Here is an 18,820-nt window from a genome sequence, read left to right as displayed (position 1 = left end):
ATACAATACGCACGATCGCAGCTTGTCTTCAAATCGTGATGACAAGTGATAATCAACTAATCAACCCGAAAGCACAGGATTAGCATGCTGGATTCCAAATTACTTCGAACTGAGCTGGAAGAAACGGCTCAAAAACTCGCTCGTCGTGGCTTTACGCTCGATGTTGACGCTATACGTGAACTCGAGGAACAACGTAAATCCCTGCAGATTCGCACCGAACAATTGCAAGCAGAGCGTAACTCCCGATCGAAGTCCATTGGCCAGGCTAAAGCGAAGGGTGAGGACATTGCGCCACTACTAGCAGAAGTCGCGAACTTGGGTGACGAGCTGGACGCTGCAAAAGCCGAGCTGGCTGAACTGCAACAGAAAGTGAACGACGTGGTAATGGCGGTGCCAAACTTGCCAGCCGATGAAGTCCCAACGGGTAAAGACGAGTCTGAAAACCTAGAGGTATCTCGTTGGGGTGAGCCGCGTCAGTTTGATTTTGAAATCAAAGATCACGTTGATTTGGGCGAACTTTCTGGCGGGCTTGATTTCGCCAGTGCGGTGAAACTGTCAGGCTCACGCTTCATTGTGATGAAAGGGCAGATGGCGCGTATGCATCGTGCCTTGGCCCAGTTTATGCTCGATTTGCACACCAACGAGCACGGTTACACCGAAATGTATGTGCCTTACTTGGTCAATGCTGACAGCCTTTATGGTACGGGTCAGTTGCCGAAATTTGGTGAAGATTTGTTTAACACCAAGCCGGCCACCGAAGAAGGGGTTGGCATGTCTTTGATCCCAACCGCGGAAGTACCGCTGACTAACATGGTGCGTGATGAAATCGTTGACGAGGCCGATTTGCCGCTGTGCATGACGGCACACACACCGTGTTTCCGTTCAGAAGCTGGCTCCTATGGTCGCGATACCCGTGGCCTGATTCGTATGCACCAGTTTGATAAAGTTGAACTGGTCAAAGTCGTTAAGCCAGAAGATTCTATGCAAGCGCTTGAATCACTCACTGCGGATGCAGAGAAGGTGTTGCAACTGCTTAACCTGCCATATCGTAAAGTGTTACTGTGTACGGGCGATATGGGCTTTGGCGCGGCGAAAACCTACGACCTAGAAGTCTGGTTGCCAGCACAAAACACCTACCGTGAGATTTCATCGTGCTCAAACACCATGGATTTCCAAGCACGCCGTATGCAGGCGCGTTTCCGCCGCAAAGGCGAGAAAAAACCTGAGCTGTTGCATACTTTGAACGGTTCTGGCTTGGCCATTGGTCGTACTCTGGTAGCTATTTTAGAAAACTACCAACAAGCAGATGGCCGCATTGAAATCCCTGAGGTATTGCGTCCATACATGGGCGGTCAAACGCACATTGGCTAATGAAGTGAGTCAGGGTTAAAGAACAAAGGGTCGGCATGATTGCCGGCCCTTTTTTATTGGGGTGACGACACGCTGGTGAGGCAGGTCATTGCCCCGAACCTGACTGAGGAAACGGCGCGATGGGGCTAAGTGCATCATCCTGTTGGCAGGGATAGCGCGTCAGTACACGTGCGATAAAGCTGTCGAGCACGTGAAGCATAATTCGGTTTACACGCTGCGATAGCGCAACTTTATGCTCAAAGGGCAGTTGTTCTGACTGCGCGAGCTGGTTTAACACCTCTGCTATCTCTCGCTGGATGTCGTCGGCCAATGACAAAGCCTGTAGCTGGCGTAAGCGCTTCGCGAGTATTTGCTGGTGTAAGGTAAGAGATTGCTGGGCATTGCGCACAGATTGTTGCTCTTGATATGCCGCATGGCTGTAACGCTGTCTCGCTTGCAGTAGTTCTAAAATGGTATACCAAAGTTGCTGATAAGCCTCCAAACGGGTGTCGTCGCGTTGCGCGATCAATGCGGGCGGGACTGCTTCATCCACCAAGTAGACGATATGCTGCAATGCCCGATTTTTCATACGGGTTTGGGTGTCGTTGTCGTAAGATGGTAAGGCATGAAGGTGATGAAAAAAGACTCGATACATCGGCTTCTGTGCTTGGGGAGCCAGTTGGTGAAGGTGACGCGTTTGGCTTAACAGCACTTGGTAGTCGTCTGAGCTAATACTGGATTGGGTGGCTAGGTGCTGAGCATGCTGTAACAGCACACGTAGTTCATGCAGTTGGTGTAAGTGCAAATCTGGGCGCTGACGGAAGAGCTGTACCGCTACCACCACCGCGATGCTCAATGCTAATGTTCCTACCATTAATAGCCATTCCATAGTCGCTCCCTGCGTTTCAGTCGCTGATATGAGTTATCCAGCAGGAATCGTGCCTAAAATGAGAGATTTATCACGCCCTGTGCAAGGGGCTAGGCAGCCGACAATGAAAGAAAACTGCGCCGTTTTCGCACTGTGCTGGTGAAGTGATGCACTATTTTGACGCATTGGCGACTGTTTCACTGATACCTGATAAAAAGCGCGCATAAAAAAGAGAGCCATCAAGGCTCTCTTTTACGTTCATCTCAGCACCGCAAGGTGGCGCGGTGCCAGTGAGTCTTGGCTTACATCACACGCATGCCCGCTTGGGCGCCTTCGTGTGGTTCAAGGATCCACAACTCTTTGCCACCCGGTCCTGCGGCGAGGATCATGCCTTCTGACATGCCAAATTTCATTTTACGTGGCTTCAAGTTTGCGACCATTACCGTGTGTTTACCGACTAAATCCTCAGGCTTGTAAGCCGATTTAATCCCAGAGAACACTTGGCGAGTTTCACCACCAATATCGAGCTTAAACTTGAGCAGCTTGTCCGCTTTAGGCACGGATTCACATTCCAAAATTTTAGCCACACGCAGATCGACTTTTGCAAAATCGCCAAACTCAATTTCCTCAGCGATAGGATCATCCGCTAAAGGACCTTGCGCTTTCGCTTTTTCTGCCTCTTCCGCCGCGACATCTTCTTTGCTGTCGGCAATCATGGCATCCACCGCTTTCGGATCGATACGGCTAAACAGCGCTTTGAACTTGCTAATGGCGTGGCCTGTCAGTGGCTGAGCAATGCTTTCCCAAGTCAGGGTGTCATTCAAGAATCCTTCTGAACGCTCTGCAAGCTGAGGCATCACAGGTTTCAGATACGTCATGAGCACGCGGAATAGGTTAATGCCGACAGAGCAAATGGCTTGAAGCTCGGCGTCTTTGCCTTCTTCTTTGGCAACCACCCAAGGGGCTTTCTCGTCGACATACTGGTTTGCTTTGTCTGCCAATGCGATGATCTCGCGAATAGCGCGATTGTATTCGCGTGCTTCGTAGAGCTCACCAATGTGCTCGGCTTTGTCAACAAATGACTGATAAAGCTCAGGCTCAGCACAGGTATCGGCTAATTGGCCATCGAAACGCTTGCTAATAAAGCCTGCGTTGCGCGAAGCAAGGTTGACCACTTTATTGACGATGTCTGAGTTTACGCGTTGGATAAAATCATCCAAGCTCAGGTCAAGATCATCAATACGGCTGTTTAGCTTCGCGGCGTAATAGTAACGCAAACACTCAGGATCGAGATGTTTTAGATAAGTGCTGGCTTTGATAAATGTCCCTTTCGATTTGGACATTTTCGCGCCGTTTACTGTTACATAGCCATGCACAAAGACGTTGTTTGGCTTACGGAATCCAGCGCCGTCCAGCATCGCCGGCCAGAACAAGCTGTGGAAATAGACGATGTCTTTACCGATAAAGTGATAAAGCTCTGCCTCGCTGTTTTCTTTCCAGTACTCGTCAAAGTCGATGTCGTTGTGCTTGTTGCAATAGTTTTTGAACGAGCCCATGTAACCAATCGGGGCGTCGAGCCAAACGTAGAAGAACTTACCGGGCTGGTCTGGGATCTCAAAACCAAAATAAGGCGCATCACGCGAGATATCCCACTGTTGCAGACCGGTTTCGAACCACTCGTTCATTTTGTTGGCAATTTCGCTTTGCAGCGCACCTGATTTAGTCCAGGTATTCAGCATTTGCTCAAACTGCGGCAAATCAAAGAAAAAGTGCTCAGAGTCGCGCATCACAGGGGTGGCACCGCTGACCGCCGAGCGAGGATTAATGAGCTCCGTCGGTGCATAGGTTTCGCCACAGTTGTCACAGTTATCGCCATATTGGTCGTCAGCGTGACATTTCGGGCACTCACCTTTGACGAAACGATCCGGTAAGAACATTTCTTTTTCAGGATCGAACAGCTGTGAAATCGTACGGCTGGTGATATAGCCTTTATCGCGCAATTGGGTGTAAATGAATGACGCCAACTCGCGGTTTTCTTCGCTGTGCGTGCTGTGATAGTTATCAAAGCTGATGTTAAAGCCATCAAAGTCGGCTTTATGCTCTTTTTGCACATCGGCGATCATGGCTTCGGGCTCCACACCCATTTGCTGCGCTTTCAACATAATAGGCGTGCCGTGAGCATCGTCGGCACAAATAAAGTGAGTAGTATTGCCGCGCAGGCGCTGATAGCGGACCCATACATCTGCCTGAATATGCTCGAGCATGTGGCCCAAATGGATTGAGCCGTTCGCATAAGGCAGCGCACAGGTCACCAAAATTTTACGTGGGTTTGCAGCCATAATCTTGTTTGTTCGCTCTTATGATATGAATGGAATGATTGCGGAAATCTTACCTGATACGATATGCCTTGCCTAGAGCAAGGCCGTGTCATAAGGCGTTTACGCATAATTGGTTAGGGACGCGGACCCAAATAATGAATAAATTGGACGGTGAAGCATGTTTTTTGGCGGCAAAAAGAACAAATCAACGAAAAAAGCGGCATCAGTGATGAGCCAAGACGCAGCGGTGACATTACTCAATCAATTCTCTCATCCGGGGTTGATCGACCAATGGGCCAGCCAGCCGCATTGGGTCAAGGGTCATGAAAACAGTATTGAGGTGGTGTTTCCTTTTGCCGCGGGGTCAATCATTCAAGCGCTATCTGACTGGCTCGCCGTACAGGTACCGGAAAACGCAAGCCAGTTTTCATTGACCCAGCGCGTCGCTCCGCTGAAAGCCGGTGACAAAGCGCCGGTAAAAGGGGTGAAAAATCTGATTGTGGTCAGTTCGGCAAAAGGGGGCGTTGGTAAGTCCACCACAGCAGTGAACTTAGCGCTCGCGTTGCACGCAGAAGGGGCAAGTGTGGGGCTGTTGGATGCAGATATCTACGGACCGTCGGTGCCTCTCATGCTCGGTGCACAGCATAGCGAACCGCAAACCCACGATGGCAAACTGATGGAGCCTGTGTCGCGCTATGGCATTGTCTCGAATTCGATTGGCTATCTTGTACCGGCCGACAACGCGACAGTCTGGCGTGGTCCGATGGCGTCGAAAGCGTTCGCTCAATTAATCAATGAAACCCGCTGGCCTGACGTGGATTATTTGGTGGTAGATATGCCACCGGGGACGGGGGATATCCAATTAAGTTTGGCACAACAGTTCCCGGTAAACGGCGCGGTGGTCGTGACGACTCCGCAAGACCTCGCACTCGCCGATGCGATAAAAGGCGTGGCGATGTTTGAGAAAGTCTCGGTCCCTGTATTAGGGGTGGTGGAGAACATGAGCTATCACATTTGTTCGAACTGTGGGCATCATGAGGCAATTTTTGGTACGGGTGGCGCTGAAAAAATGGCGAAGCAGCAAGGCACGCCAGTTTTGGCGCAGGTACCATTGCATGTATCCATTCGTGAAGACATTGATAGCGGAAAGCCAAGTGTGGTGGCACGTCCTGAGAGTGAGCACACCAATGCGTATCGTGATATGGCGAGCACCGTGGCGAGTAAACTGTATTGGCAAGGTGAAACGCGCCCTGAACAGATAGCTATACAAACCTTGCCCTAGAGGTTGAGCACGGACCACTGTTGAGACGCGAATGCCGGCTGATGTGGCGATCAAGCAAGATTTTCGCTGGCGCCAGCCGGCTCAACTCCCTATAATCAGGCGGTTTATGTTGATTCCGCCAAGTTTCCTCTGGGTATTCATATTATGAGTGATAACAACCACCACTGCGTTATTATCGGCATCGCAGGCGCCTCTGCATCCGGTAAAAGCCTTATCGCCAGCACCATTTATAAGGAATTAAAGGAAAAAGTCGGCGATCATCAAATCGGCGTGATCACGGAAGATAGATACTACCGCGATCAAAGCCACCTCAGCATGGAAGAGCGCGTAAAAACGAATTATGACCACCCACAGGCACTGGATCACGATCTGTTGTGTGAGCATTTGGAAGCATTGGTCGCCGGTCAGTCGGTTGATGTGCCGGTATATAGTTATTCTGAGCACACCCGAATGGCGGAAACCACGACGATGACCCCGAAAAAAGTCATTATCCTCGAAGGTATTCTGCTGCTCACCGATCCTCGTCTTCGCAATTTGATCCACGCTAGCGTCTTTATGGACACCCCACTTGATATCTGTTTGCTACGCCGCATGAAACGTGATGTTGCCGAGCGTGGCCGCACCATGGATTCTGTCATGGAGCAATATCAAAAGACGGTCCGCCCTATGTTTATGCAGTTTATTGAGCCGTCAAAACAATATGCAGACATCATTGTGCCTCGCGGGGGTAAAAACCGGATTGCCATTGATGTGCTAAAAGCGCATATTGCCCGTTTGCTAAAAGCGTAAATCAACCGATAATCTAGCGAATAGCGGCACATGCGACCTTGCGTGGTGCCGTGTTCTAAAACCATCTACAGTGAGGAACCCCGATGCGACTGTGCGACAGGCATATCAAAGAGCACCTCGATGATGGCCGCATCAAAATTGATCCGCGTCCGGCTGATGCATCGATTTCAGGTGTCACGGCTGATGTGACCCTAGGTAACCAATTTCGTGTCTTTAATGATCATGGCGCCCCATACATCGATTTGTCTGGCCCAAAAGAAGAGGTCAATGCGCAACTCGAAAAGGTGATGAGTGATGAAATCGAGGTTGCTGAAGGAGAGGCATTTTATTTGCACCCCGGGCAGCTGGCTCTGGCCGTCACTCATGAATCCGTGACTCTACCCGATGATATTGTTGGCTGGCTTGATGGCCGTTCATCATTGGCGCGTTTGGGACTGATGGTGCATGTGACCGCGCATCGTATCGATCCAGGTTGGTCGGGCCGCATTGTGTTAGAGTTTTATAATAATGGCCGTTTGCCGCTTGCGCTGCGCCCGGGCATGCCCATCGGCGCGCTTAGTTTTGAGCCTATGTCAGGTCCGGCAGAGCAACCCTATAATAAGCGTGATAACGCCAAATATAAGAACCAACAAGGGGCGGTCGCCTCGCGAATTAGCCAAGATAAGGCTTAACTATCAAAATGCGCCTAAGGGCGCATTTTTTGATGAAATGGAACCAGATTGTCGAACTGTGGTCGATAACGCTATCAAATATAACGCGTTATTTTCGCCACGCGAACAAGGAGCATACAGTGATGGTAAAGAAAATTGCGGCGATAGTGGCTGGGTTACTGGTCATCCTTATCGGCGGTCTGGCCGCCGTTGTCGCCACCATTAACCCGAATCAATTTAAGCCGATGTTGGTTGAACAAGTAAAGCAGCAAACTGGCTTTGATTTGGTCATTGATGGTGATATCGATTGGCAGTTTTGGCCGAGCTTGGGCTTCTCAGTGGCGGATGTGGCGGTGAAAAACCGCCCTGGGTTTGATGAGCCAAACTTGCTCGCGCTGTCTCGCGCGCAAATGTCTATTGATGTGTTGCCTTTACTGTCTCAGCAGCTCCATGTGGGTGAAATTTTACTGCAAGACCCGCGTATTTTTGTCCAAACGCTTGCCAATGGTGAAACTAACCTTACCCCACAGCAAGCCGAGTCTGAAACCACCACGGAAAGCACACCTGTGACACCGAGCAACTCAGCATCACCAGCCGAAACACCGGCTGCTGGCTGGGATATAAGGCTACAAGGGTTGCGTGTCAGTAATGCCAGTGTGCTGCTCAAAGATGATCAAGCGAGTACACAGACACGCCTTGATGAGGTGAATGTAGAGATTGGCAATTTGGCACCGGCGGTGTGGACGCCGGTAAGCGTTTCGCTGGTGGGAAGCCAAAATGCAGATACCTTTTCCCTACAAGGCCAAGGCGATGTGAAACTGATGACGGATCCCATGCAAAGTCAGTTACGTCAGTTTGCGATGACGTTATCTGCGCAGTCGGGAGATGTGACACTGAGCGAAGCGAATCTTACCTTAGAAAGTTTTGCGCTGGGTGAAGCTTCAGCGCTTGGGTTTAACGCCAAGTTAAAGACGGCGGATATGGACGTGGAAACGTCGGGTAAAGCGCAAGTCACGGTTGCGTCGTCTTTGAAGCAGTTTGCGATTCAAGGGCTGGATATGTTGACTAAGGTCTCGGGTGAGGCGGTGCCTAATCAGTCAATCACGCAGCAGCTGGCAGCGGATATTGATTATGATATGGACGCGAATGCGGTCACGGTGACGGATCTTGTCGGCCGTTTAAACACCGACCAAGTGATCGTGGATGGCAAAGTAGCCGTCAAGCTCACTGATATTCCCCAAGTTCGTTTTGCGCTGAACACTAACCGCATTGATGTGGATGCATTGCTGCCCACGACGACAGAGGCGCCGCAACAAGATAAAGGCAATGCCGCTTCGGCGTCTTCATCATCGGCTGCCCCACAAGCGCAAACCACGCCAGCATTGAGTCGAGAAGAGCCTGATCTATCCGCGCTACAACAATTGGATGTAGCGGGAACCCTTGCACTTCAAGGACTCAAAGTCGCTAATGTCGAACTCGGTCAAACTGAAGCCGAAGTAACCATTAACCGGGGTAAAGTCACCTTATCGCGCTTTGTGACAGAGGCCTATCAAGGCACGGTATCGACCAGTGCGGTATTGGATGCGTCGGTCTCGCCGGCACGGTACGAGGTCAGCAAGCGGGCGCGTGGTATCGAGGTGCTGCCGCTACTTCAAGACGCTGCCGAAGTTGATCTATTAGCAGGTAAAGGAAACGTTGACGTCAATGTACAAGGTAAGGGGCTATCTCCTTATGCATTGCGTAAAGCCATCAATGGCCGTGTTGCGATCTTCTTTGAAGACGGTGCAATCAATGGGATCAATCTGGCCCAGATGCTGCGTGAAGCCAAGGCAACGCTCAAAGGTAAGAAGTCGGCATATGTTGACGAAGTCCGTAAAACAGACTTCAGTGCGCTGACCGCGAGCTTTGTGCTTGGAAATGGGATGGCGCGGACCAACGATTTATTGCTGGAAGCGCCTGCGCTGCGTGTACGCAGTGAAGGGCAGACAGATTTATTGAAAGAGACGCTCGATTTTGCGGTGTATACCTCTGTGGTCGAGACCAGCAAAGGCCAAGGCGGCAAAGACATCGATGAGTTGCGAGATGTGACCATTCCGGTCGATGTTGCGGGAACATGGCAGGCGCCAAGTTACAAACTCGACATTAAAAAGCTATTGAGTAGCAATAAAGTGCTGGAAGAGAAAGCGCGCAAAGAAGCGCAACGCGGCATTAAAAAACTACTCGGGGATAAAGCGGATGACGAGAAAGTGAAAGAGGCGGCTGACAAGTTACTCAACCTGTTTCAATGATCGCTTTATGCGGCACCAAGCTATCTAATACAAACAGGACAAAGGACAGATATCGGATATGGATTCTGTAACACAAGCTGCCTTGGGGGCGGCTGTCGCGGGTGTAGTTGCAGGCCGACGCTGCAGCCCTAAGGTGCTCTTGGCGGGGGCACTGTTAGGAACCTTACCGGATCTCGACGTCGTGATTGATTACGGCGATCCGGTAGCGAATACCGTCAACCACCGTGGCTTTAGCCATTCACTGTTTGTGTTACCGCCCTTGGGTGTCGCGATAGCGGCACTGTGGTGGCGCTTGAGTAATAAAACATGGCCTTTATGGCAGCTGATGGTGCTGGTGATCAGTGTGTTGGTTACCCATCCATTGCTTGATTCTATGACGGCGTATGGTACGCAACTTTTTTGGCCGCTGGATAAGCCGCCTGTTGCGGTCGCCAGTATCTTTATCATCGACCCCTTGTATACGCTGCCATTGCTTATCGGTGTGCTTGCGGCCCTAGTATGGAGGGCCAACGCAGCAAGGCTATGCGTGATTGGACTGATCGCCTCGAGTCTTTATTTATTAAGTTCTGTGTATCAGCTTGAGCAAATAAAAGCGCGCGTGGCACAACAAACCCAAGGCACTGAGCTGGCGGGAAAGCCTATGTTTATTACCCCTACGCCCTTTAATACGGTGCTTTGGCGTATTGTGGTAAGAGGGGAGCAGACCTATTGGGAAGGGCTTGCCTCGCGATTGGATAAAACACCTGAGATCGATTGGATGGCGTTTGAGCAGCAAGGATGGCCGTTGGCGGAGTCAGAATCATTGACCGCCTTGCGCTTTTTTGCGCGGGACTTTTTACGCTATGAAAATCGTGGGGGGCAGCAAGTTGTTACAGACCTGCGATTAGGTATGGCGAACTATCGGCCGTTCCAGTTTTTGCTTGCCGAGCAAAGTGACCAAGGAGAATGGCGCCCTGTTCCGCCGCGTCAGCTAGAGCCAGGGCCGGTCTTGCCACGCACTATCCCTGCCCTCTGGCGGCGCTTACTCGGCGACCAGTCGATTGATGCGTTGTTGTGTAATCAAAAAGATTGCTACCCGAATGAGGAACAACAGGCAAAGGTCCGTTCAGCCTCCTGAGGTTGGTCAGCACCATAAATAAAAATGGGCGTATTCGCCCATTTTTTTATGGCGAAAACCAGTACTACCAGTCGATACCTTGGCGCGCTTTGATCCCAGCATCAAACGCATGCTTTACGTTACGGACTTCTGAGACCGTATCGGCCATATCTACCAACTGGCGGTGGGCACCTCGCCCGGTGATAATCACCGATTGGTCGGCGGGCCTTGCCTGCAATGCGGCGACCACGCTTTCTAGTTGAATATAACCATAGGTGATCATATAGGTGATCTCGTCAAGGACGACCAAGTCGTAGTTTGGATCAGCCAGCATGGCTTGGCAGTGTTGCCAGATTTGCTGCGCGGCTTCCGTATCGGCGGTTTTATCTTGGGTGTCCCATGTAAATCCGGTGCCCATCACGTGAAAGTCAACGCCATGCTGCGATAGCAGATCGCGCTCGCCACATGCCCACGTTCCCTTTATAAACTGCGCCACCCCGCATTTGAGCCCGTGGCCCGTTGCTCGTGCTACTGTACCGAAGGCAGAGGTTGATTTGCCTTTTCCATTCCCCGTAATTATCAGCAGTAATCCTTTTTCTTGCTGAGCCGCTTCTACGCGGGCATCAACCATTTCTTTGAGTTTTTGTTGGCGTTTTTTATGACCCTGTTCAGACATTTGATTTCCAATAAACGATGAACCTGTGTCTATAGTAAAGAGACCATGCACTGAACACCACCCATACCTAGGCCAATCAAGGATGAAATGATGAAACAAACAATGCGATGTCTAGTGGCAGTAACATGTCTATTCTCACTTCCGGTATTGGCGGGAGAGCAGATAGAGTATCAATTGGGCAATGAGATGTTTTCCGGGTATTTAGCGACTCCTAGCTCGGTTGAAAAGGGCAGTGTGGTGATTATCCATGACTGGGACGGCCTAACCGAGTATGAACAGCAACGAGCAGACATGTTGGCGGAAATGGGGTATCGTGTTTTTGCGCTCGATATGTTCGGTAAAGGAAATCGGCCTCAAACACTAGAGGCGAAGCGAGCAGCGACAGGCGCGCTTTATAAAGATAGAGCACGGATGCAAACCTTAATTCAAGCGGGCATGGCAGCGGCACAGTCGCAAGGAATTGAGGCGCCCGTGGTGGCAGGATATTGCTTTGGCGGAACAGTGACACTCGAACTTGCACGCAATCCGCAGCAGATGCCAGTCAGTGGTTATGCCAGTTTTCACGGTGGTTTGGAAACCCCAAGTGGACAGGCATATTCACAAGATATTGCGCCACTTTTTATTGCTCACGGTGGTGCGGATAAAGCCGTTCCCATGAGTGAATTTGCGCAGCTGATTAACGAACTTGAAGCCGCCAACCTTGATTACTGGTCGCAAGTATATGCTGGGGCGCCCCATGCCTTTACTGTCTTTGGCTCGGAGCGTTATCGCGAACAAGCCGACAAGCAGTCTTGGCAAGCATTCACCCAGTTCCTTTCCGAACAACTGAGCGTCGATTTGGCAAACCAATAAGGATTTAAAATGATACGTCATGTACTGGTAGTACGGTTTGTGCCCAATGCGCGCGATGCACAGATTCAAGCTGTCCGTGATGCGTTCGAGGCGATGCCCTCAACCATTGAAGGGGTGGAGTCGGTAGAGTGGGGCGAAAACAATAGCCCAGAGGGGAAAAACCAAGGTTATAGCCATGTGATTTTAATGACCTTTCGTGATGAGGCGGCGCGACAAACCTACTTACCCCATCCTGCACACGAAGCGTTAAAAGACGTGTTTCGTCCCGTGATTGAGGATTTAATTGTGATTGATTATACGGTGGCACTAAGCTAGTCGCGCAAATGGACGGCCTGATACACTGTGAGCTCGCAGGCAAACGGAGTAATAGTGAATGAAGGAAGCGACAACGACACCCAGTGTATTGGTGGTATGTTTAGGCAATATCTGTCGCTCGCCGACAGCTGAAGCCGTGCTGAGAGCACGTGCTGAGACAAGAGGACTGGCGGTTCGTATCGACTCGGCAGGGACGGCGGGATGCCATCAAGGTAATCCGCCCGACCCACGTAGTCAAAAAGCGGGGGAAGCGAGAGGGTATTCCTTCGCAGGTATTCGTGCTCGACAGATCCAGCCCGATGATTTTGCAAAACACGATATGATATTGGCGGCGGATCAGAGCAACTTATCCGACTTACAAATGATGTGCCCAGATGCGCATCAATCCAAGCTCTCTTTGTTTTTAAGTTGGAGTGAGGGAGAAGAACAGGAAATCCCCGATCCCTACTACGGTGGCGCGCAGGGGTTTGAAAAAGTGTTGGATTTGCTGGAAGAAGCGGCGGATGGGGTGCTTGACCATATCAAAATGCGATTTAGCGCTTAAGCCGGAGATGTCGGCGTTAAGCCAATAAAAAAGGCGCGATAAGCGCCTTTTTTGAGTCTATTATTCGCTTTGAGCCCATCACCATTTTTTCTTTGGTGCGAAGAGTTCGTCGAGTTCGCTTTTCTCTTGCTCTTGATCGGACTTGCTCTTTTCGTGACCGGTATTGAGTGTTTGTGTCACTTCAGTGTGCATTTGCTGAAGGCGTTCTTTCATTTGCGCTGAGTAATTGTCGTTTTTGGTGCCCAATACATCGATCGCTTTCTTCAACAATTGTTGTGCCGTTCCTAACTGGCCTTTGCGCTTCGCTTCGTTAGCGCGCTTCACCACGTTCTCAATATTGATTTTGAGCTGCATCTGCTCAAGGCGCGCATTTTCAGCCACAAAGGCTTGGGTTTGTAAACGGCCTTTTGAGTGCTCTGCCTTAATCACCGAGCGAAGGCGCTTTACCAGTTTCAGCATAGAAATGGCTTGGCGGTCGCTATCTGGGACACGAAATGATGTCGATTCTTTGTTCGAGAAACTCTGTTTAATTTGGTCAATTTGCGCTTGCGTGGCGCTGATACGCTGCGGAATAGATTTATCTGAGTTATCGATTTCATGCATTGCTTTAAGTGAATCAAGGATCTTCTTGTTCAAGCAAACTAACAAAGTCCCGCTATAAGGCAGGTTGTGAGCGTTACCAATTAGCTCTTCGGTGGCGTCGATTACCGCAATGTGTTTGGCCATTTCTTGACGCTTATGCGATTCAATCTGTTTGCGCTGTTGAGCCAAAATGTTGTAGCCGACAATCAGGCCGAGCAATATGACACAAAGGCCAGCTATCAAGGCAATATTCATAATTCAGCGTCGATGTTCCTTGTAATAAACTCAACTGATTAAGATACACGATCTCTAAGGTCAGAGATAGCATGAATACAGGTGTTAACACGGTTCAGTGATCCGTCTCTAACCTGAGTTTCAACCTCACTTACGTTCGATCTCGCGTCAGTTTGTTTGAGTGTGGCCCATGTTGGTGGAATTCGCGACTCTAATTGCTTGATTCTGGGTTTTCCTCGCAGGAATATTCCATCATTCTCACACCATAGGCACAGGATCGATTAGTGAATGTGCAATCACTAACGTTTATATAACCAAAGCCTATTAAATAATCGAATTTGGGTATATAAATGAAGAAGAGAAATCCCAAGGCGGTCACTTTTATTACGAGGCTCATGCGTCTGCACTATGAAACTACAACAGCTTAGATACATCGTTGAAGTCGTCAATCATAACTTGAATGTGTCTGCAACGGCAGAGAGTTTATATACCTCTCAGCCTGGGATCAGTAAACAAGTCAGGTTATTAGAAGATGAGCTGGGCGTGCAGATTTTTGAGCGGAGCGGTAAGCACTTAACCAAAGTGACACCGGCAGGTGAGGCGATTGTCTCGATTTCGCAAGATATTCTCTCACGGGTTGAAAGCATTAAGGCGGTGGCAAGCGAGCATACCCACCCAGAGATGGGGAACCTAAATATTTCAACCACGCACACCCAAGCGCGCTATGCACTGCCTGAGGTGATCAAAACCTTCACTGCACGTTTCCCGAAAGTGTCGTTGCATATGCACCAAGGCACACCCACGCAAATCTCAGACTCGGTCGCTAAAGGGACGTCGGACTTTGCGATTGCAACGGAAGCCTTTCACCTCTATGAAGATCTGGTGATGCTACCTTGTTACCACTGGAATCGCTCAATCATCGTTACCCCAGATCACCCACTGGCGCAGAAAAAGCAGATCACCATCGAAGATTTAGCGGCTTATTCACTGGTGACCTATGTGTTTGGCTTTACTGGTCGCTCAGAGCTCGATGAAGCCTTTCATCGCGCTCATCTCACCCCCAAAATTGTCTTCACCGCGACCGATGCCGATGTGATAAAAACTTACGTGAAATTGGGGCTCGGAGTCGGGGTGATTGCCAGTATGGCGATGGACAGTCATACAGATACCGATTTGGTAGCGATTGATGCGAGCCATATCTTTGGTGCCAGCACCACCAAGATTGGCTTTCGTAAAGGAACCTTCTTACGAAGCTATATGTACGACTTTATCGAACGTTTCGCACCTCATTTAACGCGCAACGTTGTTGACCAAGCCGTCGCACTGCGCTCTAACGACGAAATCGAGGCAATGTTTAAGGACATTCCACTACCAATTCGATAAAATAATAGATTGCCATTAGGGCTGCTTCGGCAGCCCTTTTTGATCCCAGTGACGCCGCTATTTGTCGAGCAATCAAGGTGCCAGCCCGATGCCTAACTCGTTATATCTTGTTCAATTTAAGCAACTGACCGAATTGCTGGTGGAGTATCAGTGGTTATGGCGGCCCATGCCGATGGCACATGCGCGTCTGCCTTGGTCATCGTGTCCTGAACTGTGTGAATGGCTTTCAACGCTCGACATTTCACAGGCCGCGCAATGGAAGGCGGCGCCAAACCAAGTGGCAGAGCAATTGGCGAAGTGGTGGCCGGCGTTGGCCGCGATTCCACGCTTAACGGATGTCCCAGAGGCTAAGATGGCAGCAGTGGCTATGGATGAGCGGCTTGGCGTGGGAGTCCCCGGGCGGAAGTGGGCGCAAATTCGCGCTTACTTGAGCGCCGTCCCCACACAACCATCCACGCAACGATATCTAGAGTGGTGTGCAGGAAAAGGATATTTAGGCCGTGCTGTGGCGGCAAGTACACCCGCGCGAGTGGACAGTTTAGAGTGGCAGCAGGCGCTTTGTGAACAAGGCCAAGCCTATGCTGAACAGCACCAGTTGCCGATACAATTTCATCATCTAGATGCCTTTAGTGAGGCGGCATTATCCGTGATTCATCGCTGCGATCATGCCTTGGCGCTGCATGCTTGTGGCGATCTGCATGTGCACCTATTGCGCCAAGCGGTTGCGGCCGATCTTAACGCGATTAGTGTATCACCGTGTTGTTATCAATTGATTACGGGTAAGACGTATCAACCTCTGTCGAATGCGGGGCAGCAAGCAGGATTGGTCCTGAGCAAAACCGATCTCAAAATTGCGGTTCAAGAAGCGGCAACCGGTGGTGAGCGTGTCCGTCGTCAGCGCTATCAAGAAGTCACGTACCGGTTAGGGTTTGATGAGTGGCAGCGTGACGCTTTTCAGTCTGACCAGTATTTACCGCTGCCGGCGCTTCAAAAGTCGCAACTGAATGATGGCTTTGAGGCGTTTTGTCATTGGGGAGCGACGCAAAAAGGCTTAACCGTATCTAGCAATACCGACTTTACGCCGTATTTGGCTCGGGGAGAGGCGAGATTTGTGATTCTGGAACAAATCAATGTCGTGAAGTCTGCGTTCCGCCGAGCGTTAGAGCTTTGGCTAGCGCTCGATCGGGTGCTGTATCTTGAGCAACATAACTATCACGTCGATCTGGTCCAATTTTGTGCGCCGAGCTTAACGCCGCGCAATCTGCTTATTCATGCCACGCGTCGCTAAGAGCGGCGCTTCGCCAGCACGTTGCTTACGTGTTACGTAGAATTGACACGCCAGAGTAATCAATCTGTTAATGAGTGATAGTGTCGCGTGCGCTTAGCCGCTAAAATTTCGCGCAAATAACTTAATATAAAGAAGCTTTACTATGGCAGATTTAAGTGTGTCATTTGCCGTGGCCGTGATCCTAGGCTTGGGCTGTTTTGTGCAAAGTTTAATTGGTTTTGGCATGGCGATTGTCGCTGCGCCACTGCTACTTATGATTGACCCGAAATTGGTCCCCACCACTATTTCAATGGTGGGGCTGACCCTTGCGAGTATTAATGCGTGGCAGTATCGCCACCAACTGTCCTTTCGTGATTTGAGCTGGGCATACTTGGGGCGTGTGCCTGGCACCATGCTAGCAGGTGCCATTATGTTGGTGGTCACCACGCAAATGCTAGAAATCATCATTGGCACGGCGGTCTTGCTGGCAGTGTTTGCCAGTATTGCACGTCTCAACATCGCACCGAATCGCCTCAACTTCTTTATTGCTGGGTTTACATCGGGGATCATGGGCACCACAACCAGCATCGGTGGACCGCCGATGGCACTGGTATTACAGCATGCGGAAGTGAATAAGATGCGTGCCTGCTTGGCCGGCTACTTTGTGATTAGCTGTATCTTGTCTTTGATTGCGCTGGGCGCGACGGACTATCTTACCTGGTGGCATGTTCAGCAAGCCGCATTCGCGGTGCCCGCGGTTTTACTCGCGACGTGGTTAGCCTATCGTGTCGCGCCGAAGGTGAAGCCTGTACTGGTTCGGCGCGCTATGTTGGTGCTGTGTACGTTAGCTGGGGTGAGTACCTTGGTCAGAGGACTTTTAGGTGGTTAGTGGCACATAGCGATAGGCGTGTCATTGCCCATAAGCAACGCCCAGCCAAAGCTGGGCGTTTTGATAGTGTACGGTTAGCGGGAGGGTTACGCCATAAATTGCGCAACTACCACAGCGATACCGCCGACCATCGCCAAACTCAGGCCTAAATTACCGCCAATGACCTGATAATGGTTGTCGGTAGAGACGGTCTGGCGAGCCTTACGTACCATTAGCACAGGCAACACGACCGCAAGAATAACCAGTGCGATGGCAGCATAGCCAAGGGCAGTGATAAAGCCTTGTGGATAGAAAAGCGCAAAAACAAGCGGCGGTAAGTAAGTGATTGCTGCTGTTTGCAGTCGACCACTGACTGTGTCCTGACGCTTAAAGCTGTCTGAAATAAAGTCAAACAACCCTAAACTCACGCCTAAGAATGAGGTGGCGAGTGCCAAGTCTGCGAACAGCGAAATGCTCGAGGCAATATAGTCTTGTTGTACCACTGCCTGAATGACTTTCACAAATTGTGACAACTCACCATTTTGTAGCAAGATTGACTGCGCCACGCTCCCCAAGCTCGCGACCTGCCAAAAAATGTACAAGGCGAGGGGTAAGGTTGAACCAATAATCATCACCTTGCGCAAGGAGGGCAAATCAATCCCCACATAACGTACAATCGAAGGGATGCTGCCATGGAAGCCAAACGAGGTGAAGATGACCGGGAGTGCGGCAACCATCAAGCCTTTCTCCACCGGCATTTCGACCAAATTAATGCTCGATACATGGGGAGTGAGTAGTGTTAGAGCCAAGATCAAGAACACCACTTTTAGCGTGAATAGCCCACGATTGATTAAATCTACCTTGCTGGTTCCTAGTGTTACCACCAATCCAAACACTAAGGTAAACAGCACCGCGCCCGCTGCGGGTGGGAGTTGAATCGAGGACCACTGTGCAAGTTTCTCATTCAACTGGCTACCACCGCCCGCAATGTAAGCAGCGCAAAGTGAGTAGAAAAGAAACAGCATCGCGAACGATGCCAGCCATTTGCCTTTATCCCCTAAAAATTGTTTTGCGAGACTGTGTAGGGTGGCGTCAGCGTCGGCGTATTGGTGCACTTCTAGCATCAACAATGCGGTGTAGGTCATCAAGGCCCACATCACACCCATTAGCGCCATCGATGCGCCAAACCCGATTCCTGCAGATGCAAGCGGTAACGCGAGCATGCCTGCGCCAATGGTCGTACCTGCAATGATTAGCGAACTTCCTAGTACCTTGTTCATATAATGTTTAACCAGTGTAAATAAAAAGTTAATTGTTGTGTTCGCACAAAAGATAACGTGAATTTATGCGTATTGTGCACTGCTTATACAGATTAAAAAACTGATGAGTGTAATGATACAGGTACGATGCCGTAAAATAAAGTGTACGATTTCCTTGGGCTAGTGCGTGATGGCGTGT

Annotated in this window: 17 protein-coding genes; 12 read left to right on the top strand and 5 right to left on the bottom strand. The window is 50.2% G+C overall.

Annotated features, from left to right (window positions below):
* Positions 1–84 precede the first annotated feature (84 nt).
* The gene (gene serS, locus BZG84_RS09355; RefSeq protein WP_077480155.1) at positions 85–1,371 is read left to right on the top strand and encodes a serine--tRNA ligase; all 1,287 of its coding nucleotides are present in this window, start codon (positions 85–87) and stop codon (positions 1,369–1,371) included.
* 85 nt (positions 1,372–1,456) lie between these two features.
* Here serS and BZG84_RS09350 read toward each other — a convergent pair whose 3' ends face one another.
* The gene (locus tag BZG84_RS09350; protein ID WP_077480156.1) at positions 1,457–2,239 is read right to left on the bottom strand and encodes a hypothetical protein; all 783 of its coding nucleotides are present in this window, start codon (positions 2,237–2,239) and stop codon (positions 1,457–1,459) included.
* Positions 2,240–2,520: 281 nt separating this feature from the next.
* Positions 2,521–4,557: a methionine--tRNA ligase gene (gene metG / locus BZG84_RS09340; protein WP_077480158.1), complete on the bottom strand. Its 2,037-nt coding sequence runs from the start codon at positions 4,555–4,557 to the stop codon at positions 2,521–2,523.
* A gap of 157 nt (positions 4,558–4,714) precedes the next feature.
* Here metG and apbC point away from each other — a divergent pair, with 157 nt between their 5' ends.
* The 5 genes from apbC to BZG84_RS09315 all read left to right on the top strand — a co-directional run bounded on the left by apbC (position 4,715) and on the right by BZG84_RS09315 (position 10,662).
* Complete coding sequence (gene apbC, locus BZG84_RS09335) at positions 4,715–5,818, top strand: iron-sulfur cluster carrier protein ApbC (protein ID WP_077480159.1); 1,104 nt, start codon at positions 4,715–4,717, stop codon at positions 5,816–5,818.
* 144 nt (positions 5,819–5,962) lie between these two features.
* On the top strand, positions 5,963–6,607 hold the full coding sequence (gene udk, locus BZG84_RS09330) for a uridine kinase (protein WP_069588827.1): 645 nt from the start codon (positions 5,963–5,965) through the stop codon (positions 6,605–6,607).
* 83 nt (positions 6,608–6,690) lie between these two features.
* Positions 6,691–7,278, top strand: coding sequence for a dCTP deaminase (dcd, locus tag BZG84_RS09325; protein ID WP_069588830.1), 588 nt, complete (start codon positions 6,691–6,693; stop codon positions 7,276–7,278).
* A 122-nt stretch (positions 7,279–7,400) separates the two neighbouring features.
* Complete coding sequence (locus BZG84_RS09320) at positions 7,401–9,545, top strand: AsmA family protein (RefSeq protein ID WP_241825774.1); 2,145 nt, start codon at positions 7,401–7,403, stop codon at positions 9,543–9,545.
* A gap of 58 nt (positions 9,546–9,603) precedes the next feature.
* Positions 9,604–10,662, top strand: a complete 1,059-nt coding sequence (locus BZG84_RS09315) for a metal-dependent hydrolase (protein ID WP_077480161.1) — start codon at positions 9,604–9,606, stop codon at positions 10,660–10,662.
* Positions 10,663–10,726: 64 nt separating this feature from the next.
* On the opposite strand, the gene cobO is transcribed toward BZG84_RS09315, so the two are convergent.
* Complete coding sequence (gene cobO, locus BZG84_RS09310) at positions 10,727–11,317, bottom strand: cob(I)yrinic acid a,c-diamide adenosyltransferase (RefSeq protein WP_077480162.1); 591 nt, start codon at positions 11,315–11,317, stop codon at positions 10,727–10,729.
* Between the two features lie 114 nt (positions 11,318–11,431).
* On the opposite strand from cobO, the gene BZG84_RS09305 reads away from it, so the two are divergent.
* The 3 genes from BZG84_RS09305 to BZG84_RS09295 are packed head-to-tail and all read left to right on the top strand — an operon-like array spanning position 11,432 to position 13,028.
* Complete coding sequence (locus tag BZG84_RS09305) at positions 11,432–12,169, top strand: dienelactone hydrolase family protein (RefSeq protein ID WP_241825773.1); 738 nt, start codon at positions 11,432–11,434, stop codon at positions 12,167–12,169.
* A gap of 9 nt (positions 12,170–12,178) precedes the next feature.
* The gene (locus tag BZG84_RS09300; RefSeq protein WP_077480163.1) at positions 12,179–12,484 is read left to right on the top strand and encodes a Dabb family protein; all 306 of its coding nucleotides are present in this window, start codon (positions 12,179–12,181) and stop codon (positions 12,482–12,484) included.
* A gap of 58 nt (positions 12,485–12,542) precedes the next feature.
* Positions 12,543–13,028, top strand: coding sequence for a low molecular weight protein-tyrosine-phosphatase (locus BZG84_RS09295; protein ID WP_077480164.1), 486 nt, complete (start codon positions 12,543–12,545; stop codon positions 13,026–13,028).
* A 78-nt stretch (positions 13,029–13,106) separates the two neighbouring features.
* On the opposite strand, the gene BZG84_RS09290 is transcribed toward BZG84_RS09295, so the two are convergent.
* Positions 13,107–13,865, bottom strand: coding sequence for a DNA repair protein (locus BZG84_RS09290; RefSeq protein WP_077480165.1), 759 nt, complete (start codon positions 13,863–13,865; stop codon positions 13,107–13,109).
* A gap of 387 nt (positions 13,866–14,252) precedes the next feature.
* On the opposite strand from BZG84_RS09290, the gene cysB reads away from it, so the two are divergent.
* The 3 genes from cysB to BZG84_RS09275 all read left to right on the top strand — a co-directional run bounded on the left by cysB (position 14,253) and on the right by BZG84_RS09275 (position 17,383).
* Positions 14,253–15,227, top strand: a complete 975-nt coding sequence (gene cysB, locus BZG84_RS09285; protein ID WP_069588842.1) for an HTH-type transcriptional regulator CysB — start codon at positions 14,253–14,255, stop codon at positions 15,225–15,227.
* 88 nt (positions 15,228–15,315) lie between these two features.
* A complete protein-coding gene (locus BZG84_RS09280; protein ID WP_077678149.1) occupies positions 15,316–16,515 on the top strand; it encodes a methyltransferase in 1,200 nt (399 codons plus the stop codon).
* Between the two features lie 142 nt (positions 16,516–16,657).
* Positions 16,658–17,383 carry a sulfite exporter TauE/SafE family protein gene (locus tag BZG84_RS09275; RefSeq protein WP_077675823.1) on the top strand — a complete coding sequence of 242 codons (726 nt, stop codon included), beginning with the start codon at positions 16,658–16,660 and terminating at the stop codon, positions 17,381–17,383.
* Between the two features lie 86 nt (positions 17,384–17,469).
* Here BZG84_RS09275 and tyrP read toward each other — a convergent pair whose 3' ends face one another.
* Positions 17,470–18,642 carry a tyrosine transporter TyrP gene (gene tyrP, locus BZG84_RS09270; RefSeq protein WP_077480742.1) on the bottom strand — a complete coding sequence of 391 codons (1,173 nt, stop codon included), beginning with the start codon at positions 18,640–18,642 and terminating at the stop codon, positions 17,470–17,472.
* Positions 18,643–18,820: the final 178 nt, after the last annotated feature.

The organism is Salinivibrio sp. PR932, assembly GCF_001996125.1.
Classification (GTDB): domain Bacteria; phylum Pseudomonadota; class Gammaproteobacteria; order Enterobacterales; family Vibrionaceae; genus Salinivibrio; species Salinivibrio proteolyticus.
This window is presented reverse-complemented; position numbering and strand designations above follow the sequence as displayed.

What these genes read in the sequence shown, in the direction of transcription:
- cysB (WP_069588842.1), top strand. Translation starts at nt 14,253, where the DNA reads ATGAAACTACAACAGCTTAGATACATCGTTGAAGTCGTCAATCATAAC.
- BZG84_RS09290 (WP_077480165.1), bottom strand. Translation starts at nt 13,865, where the DNA reads ATGAATATTGCCTTGATAGCTGGCCTTTGTGTCATATTGCTCGGCCTG.
- metG (WP_077480158.1), bottom strand. Translation starts at nt 4,557, where the DNA reads ATGGCTGCAAACCCACGTAAAATTTTGGTGACCTGTGCGCTGCCTTAT.
- BZG84_RS09320 (WP_241825774.1), top strand. Translation starts at nt 7,401, where the DNA reads ATGGTAAAGAAAATTGCGGCGATAGTGGCTGGGTTACTGGTCATCCTT.
- BZG84_RS09300 (WP_077480163.1), top strand. Translation starts at nt 12,179, where the DNA reads ATGATACGTCATGTACTGGTAGTACGGTTTGTGCCCAATGCGCGCGAT.
- BZG84_RS09315 (WP_077480161.1), top strand. Translation starts at nt 9,604, where the DNA reads ATGGATTCTGTAACACAAGCTGCCTTGGGGGCGGCTGTCGCGGGTGTA.
- apbC (WP_077480159.1), top strand. Translation starts at nt 4,715, where the DNA reads ATGTTTTTTGGCGGCAAAAAGAACAAATCAACGAAAAAAGCGGCATCA.
- tyrP (WP_077480742.1), bottom strand. Translation starts at nt 18,642, where the DNA reads ATGAACAAGGTACTAGGAAGTTCGCTAATCATTGCAGGTACGACCATT.
- BZG84_RS09280 (WP_077678149.1), top strand. Translation starts at nt 15,316, where the DNA reads ATGCCTAACTCGTTATATCTTGTTCAATTTAAGCAACTGACCGAATTG.
- dcd (WP_069588830.1), top strand. Translation starts at nt 6,691, where the DNA reads ATGCGACTGTGCGACAGGCATATCAAAGAGCACCTCGATGATGGCCGC.
- serS (WP_077480155.1), top strand. Translation starts at nt 85, where the DNA reads ATGCTGGATTCCAAATTACTTCGAACTGAGCTGGAAGAAACGGCTCAA.
- BZG84_RS09275 (WP_077675823.1), top strand. Translation starts at nt 16,658, where the DNA reads ATGGCAGATTTAAGTGTGTCATTTGCCGTGGCCGTGATCCTAGGCTTG.
- cobO (WP_077480162.1), bottom strand. Translation starts at nt 11,317, where the DNA reads ATGTCTGAACAGGGTCATAAAAAACGCCAACAAAAACTCAAAGAAATG.
- BZG84_RS09350 (WP_077480156.1), bottom strand. Translation starts at nt 2,239, where the DNA reads ATGGAATGGCTATTAATGGTAGGAACATTAGCATTGAGCATCGCGGTG.
- BZG84_RS09295 (WP_077480164.1), top strand. Translation starts at nt 12,543, where the DNA reads ATGAAGGAAGCGACAACGACACCCAGTGTATTGGTGGTATGTTTAGGC.
- udk (WP_069588827.1), top strand. Translation starts at nt 5,963, where the DNA reads ATGAGTGATAACAACCACCACTGCGTTATTATCGGCATCGCAGGCGCC.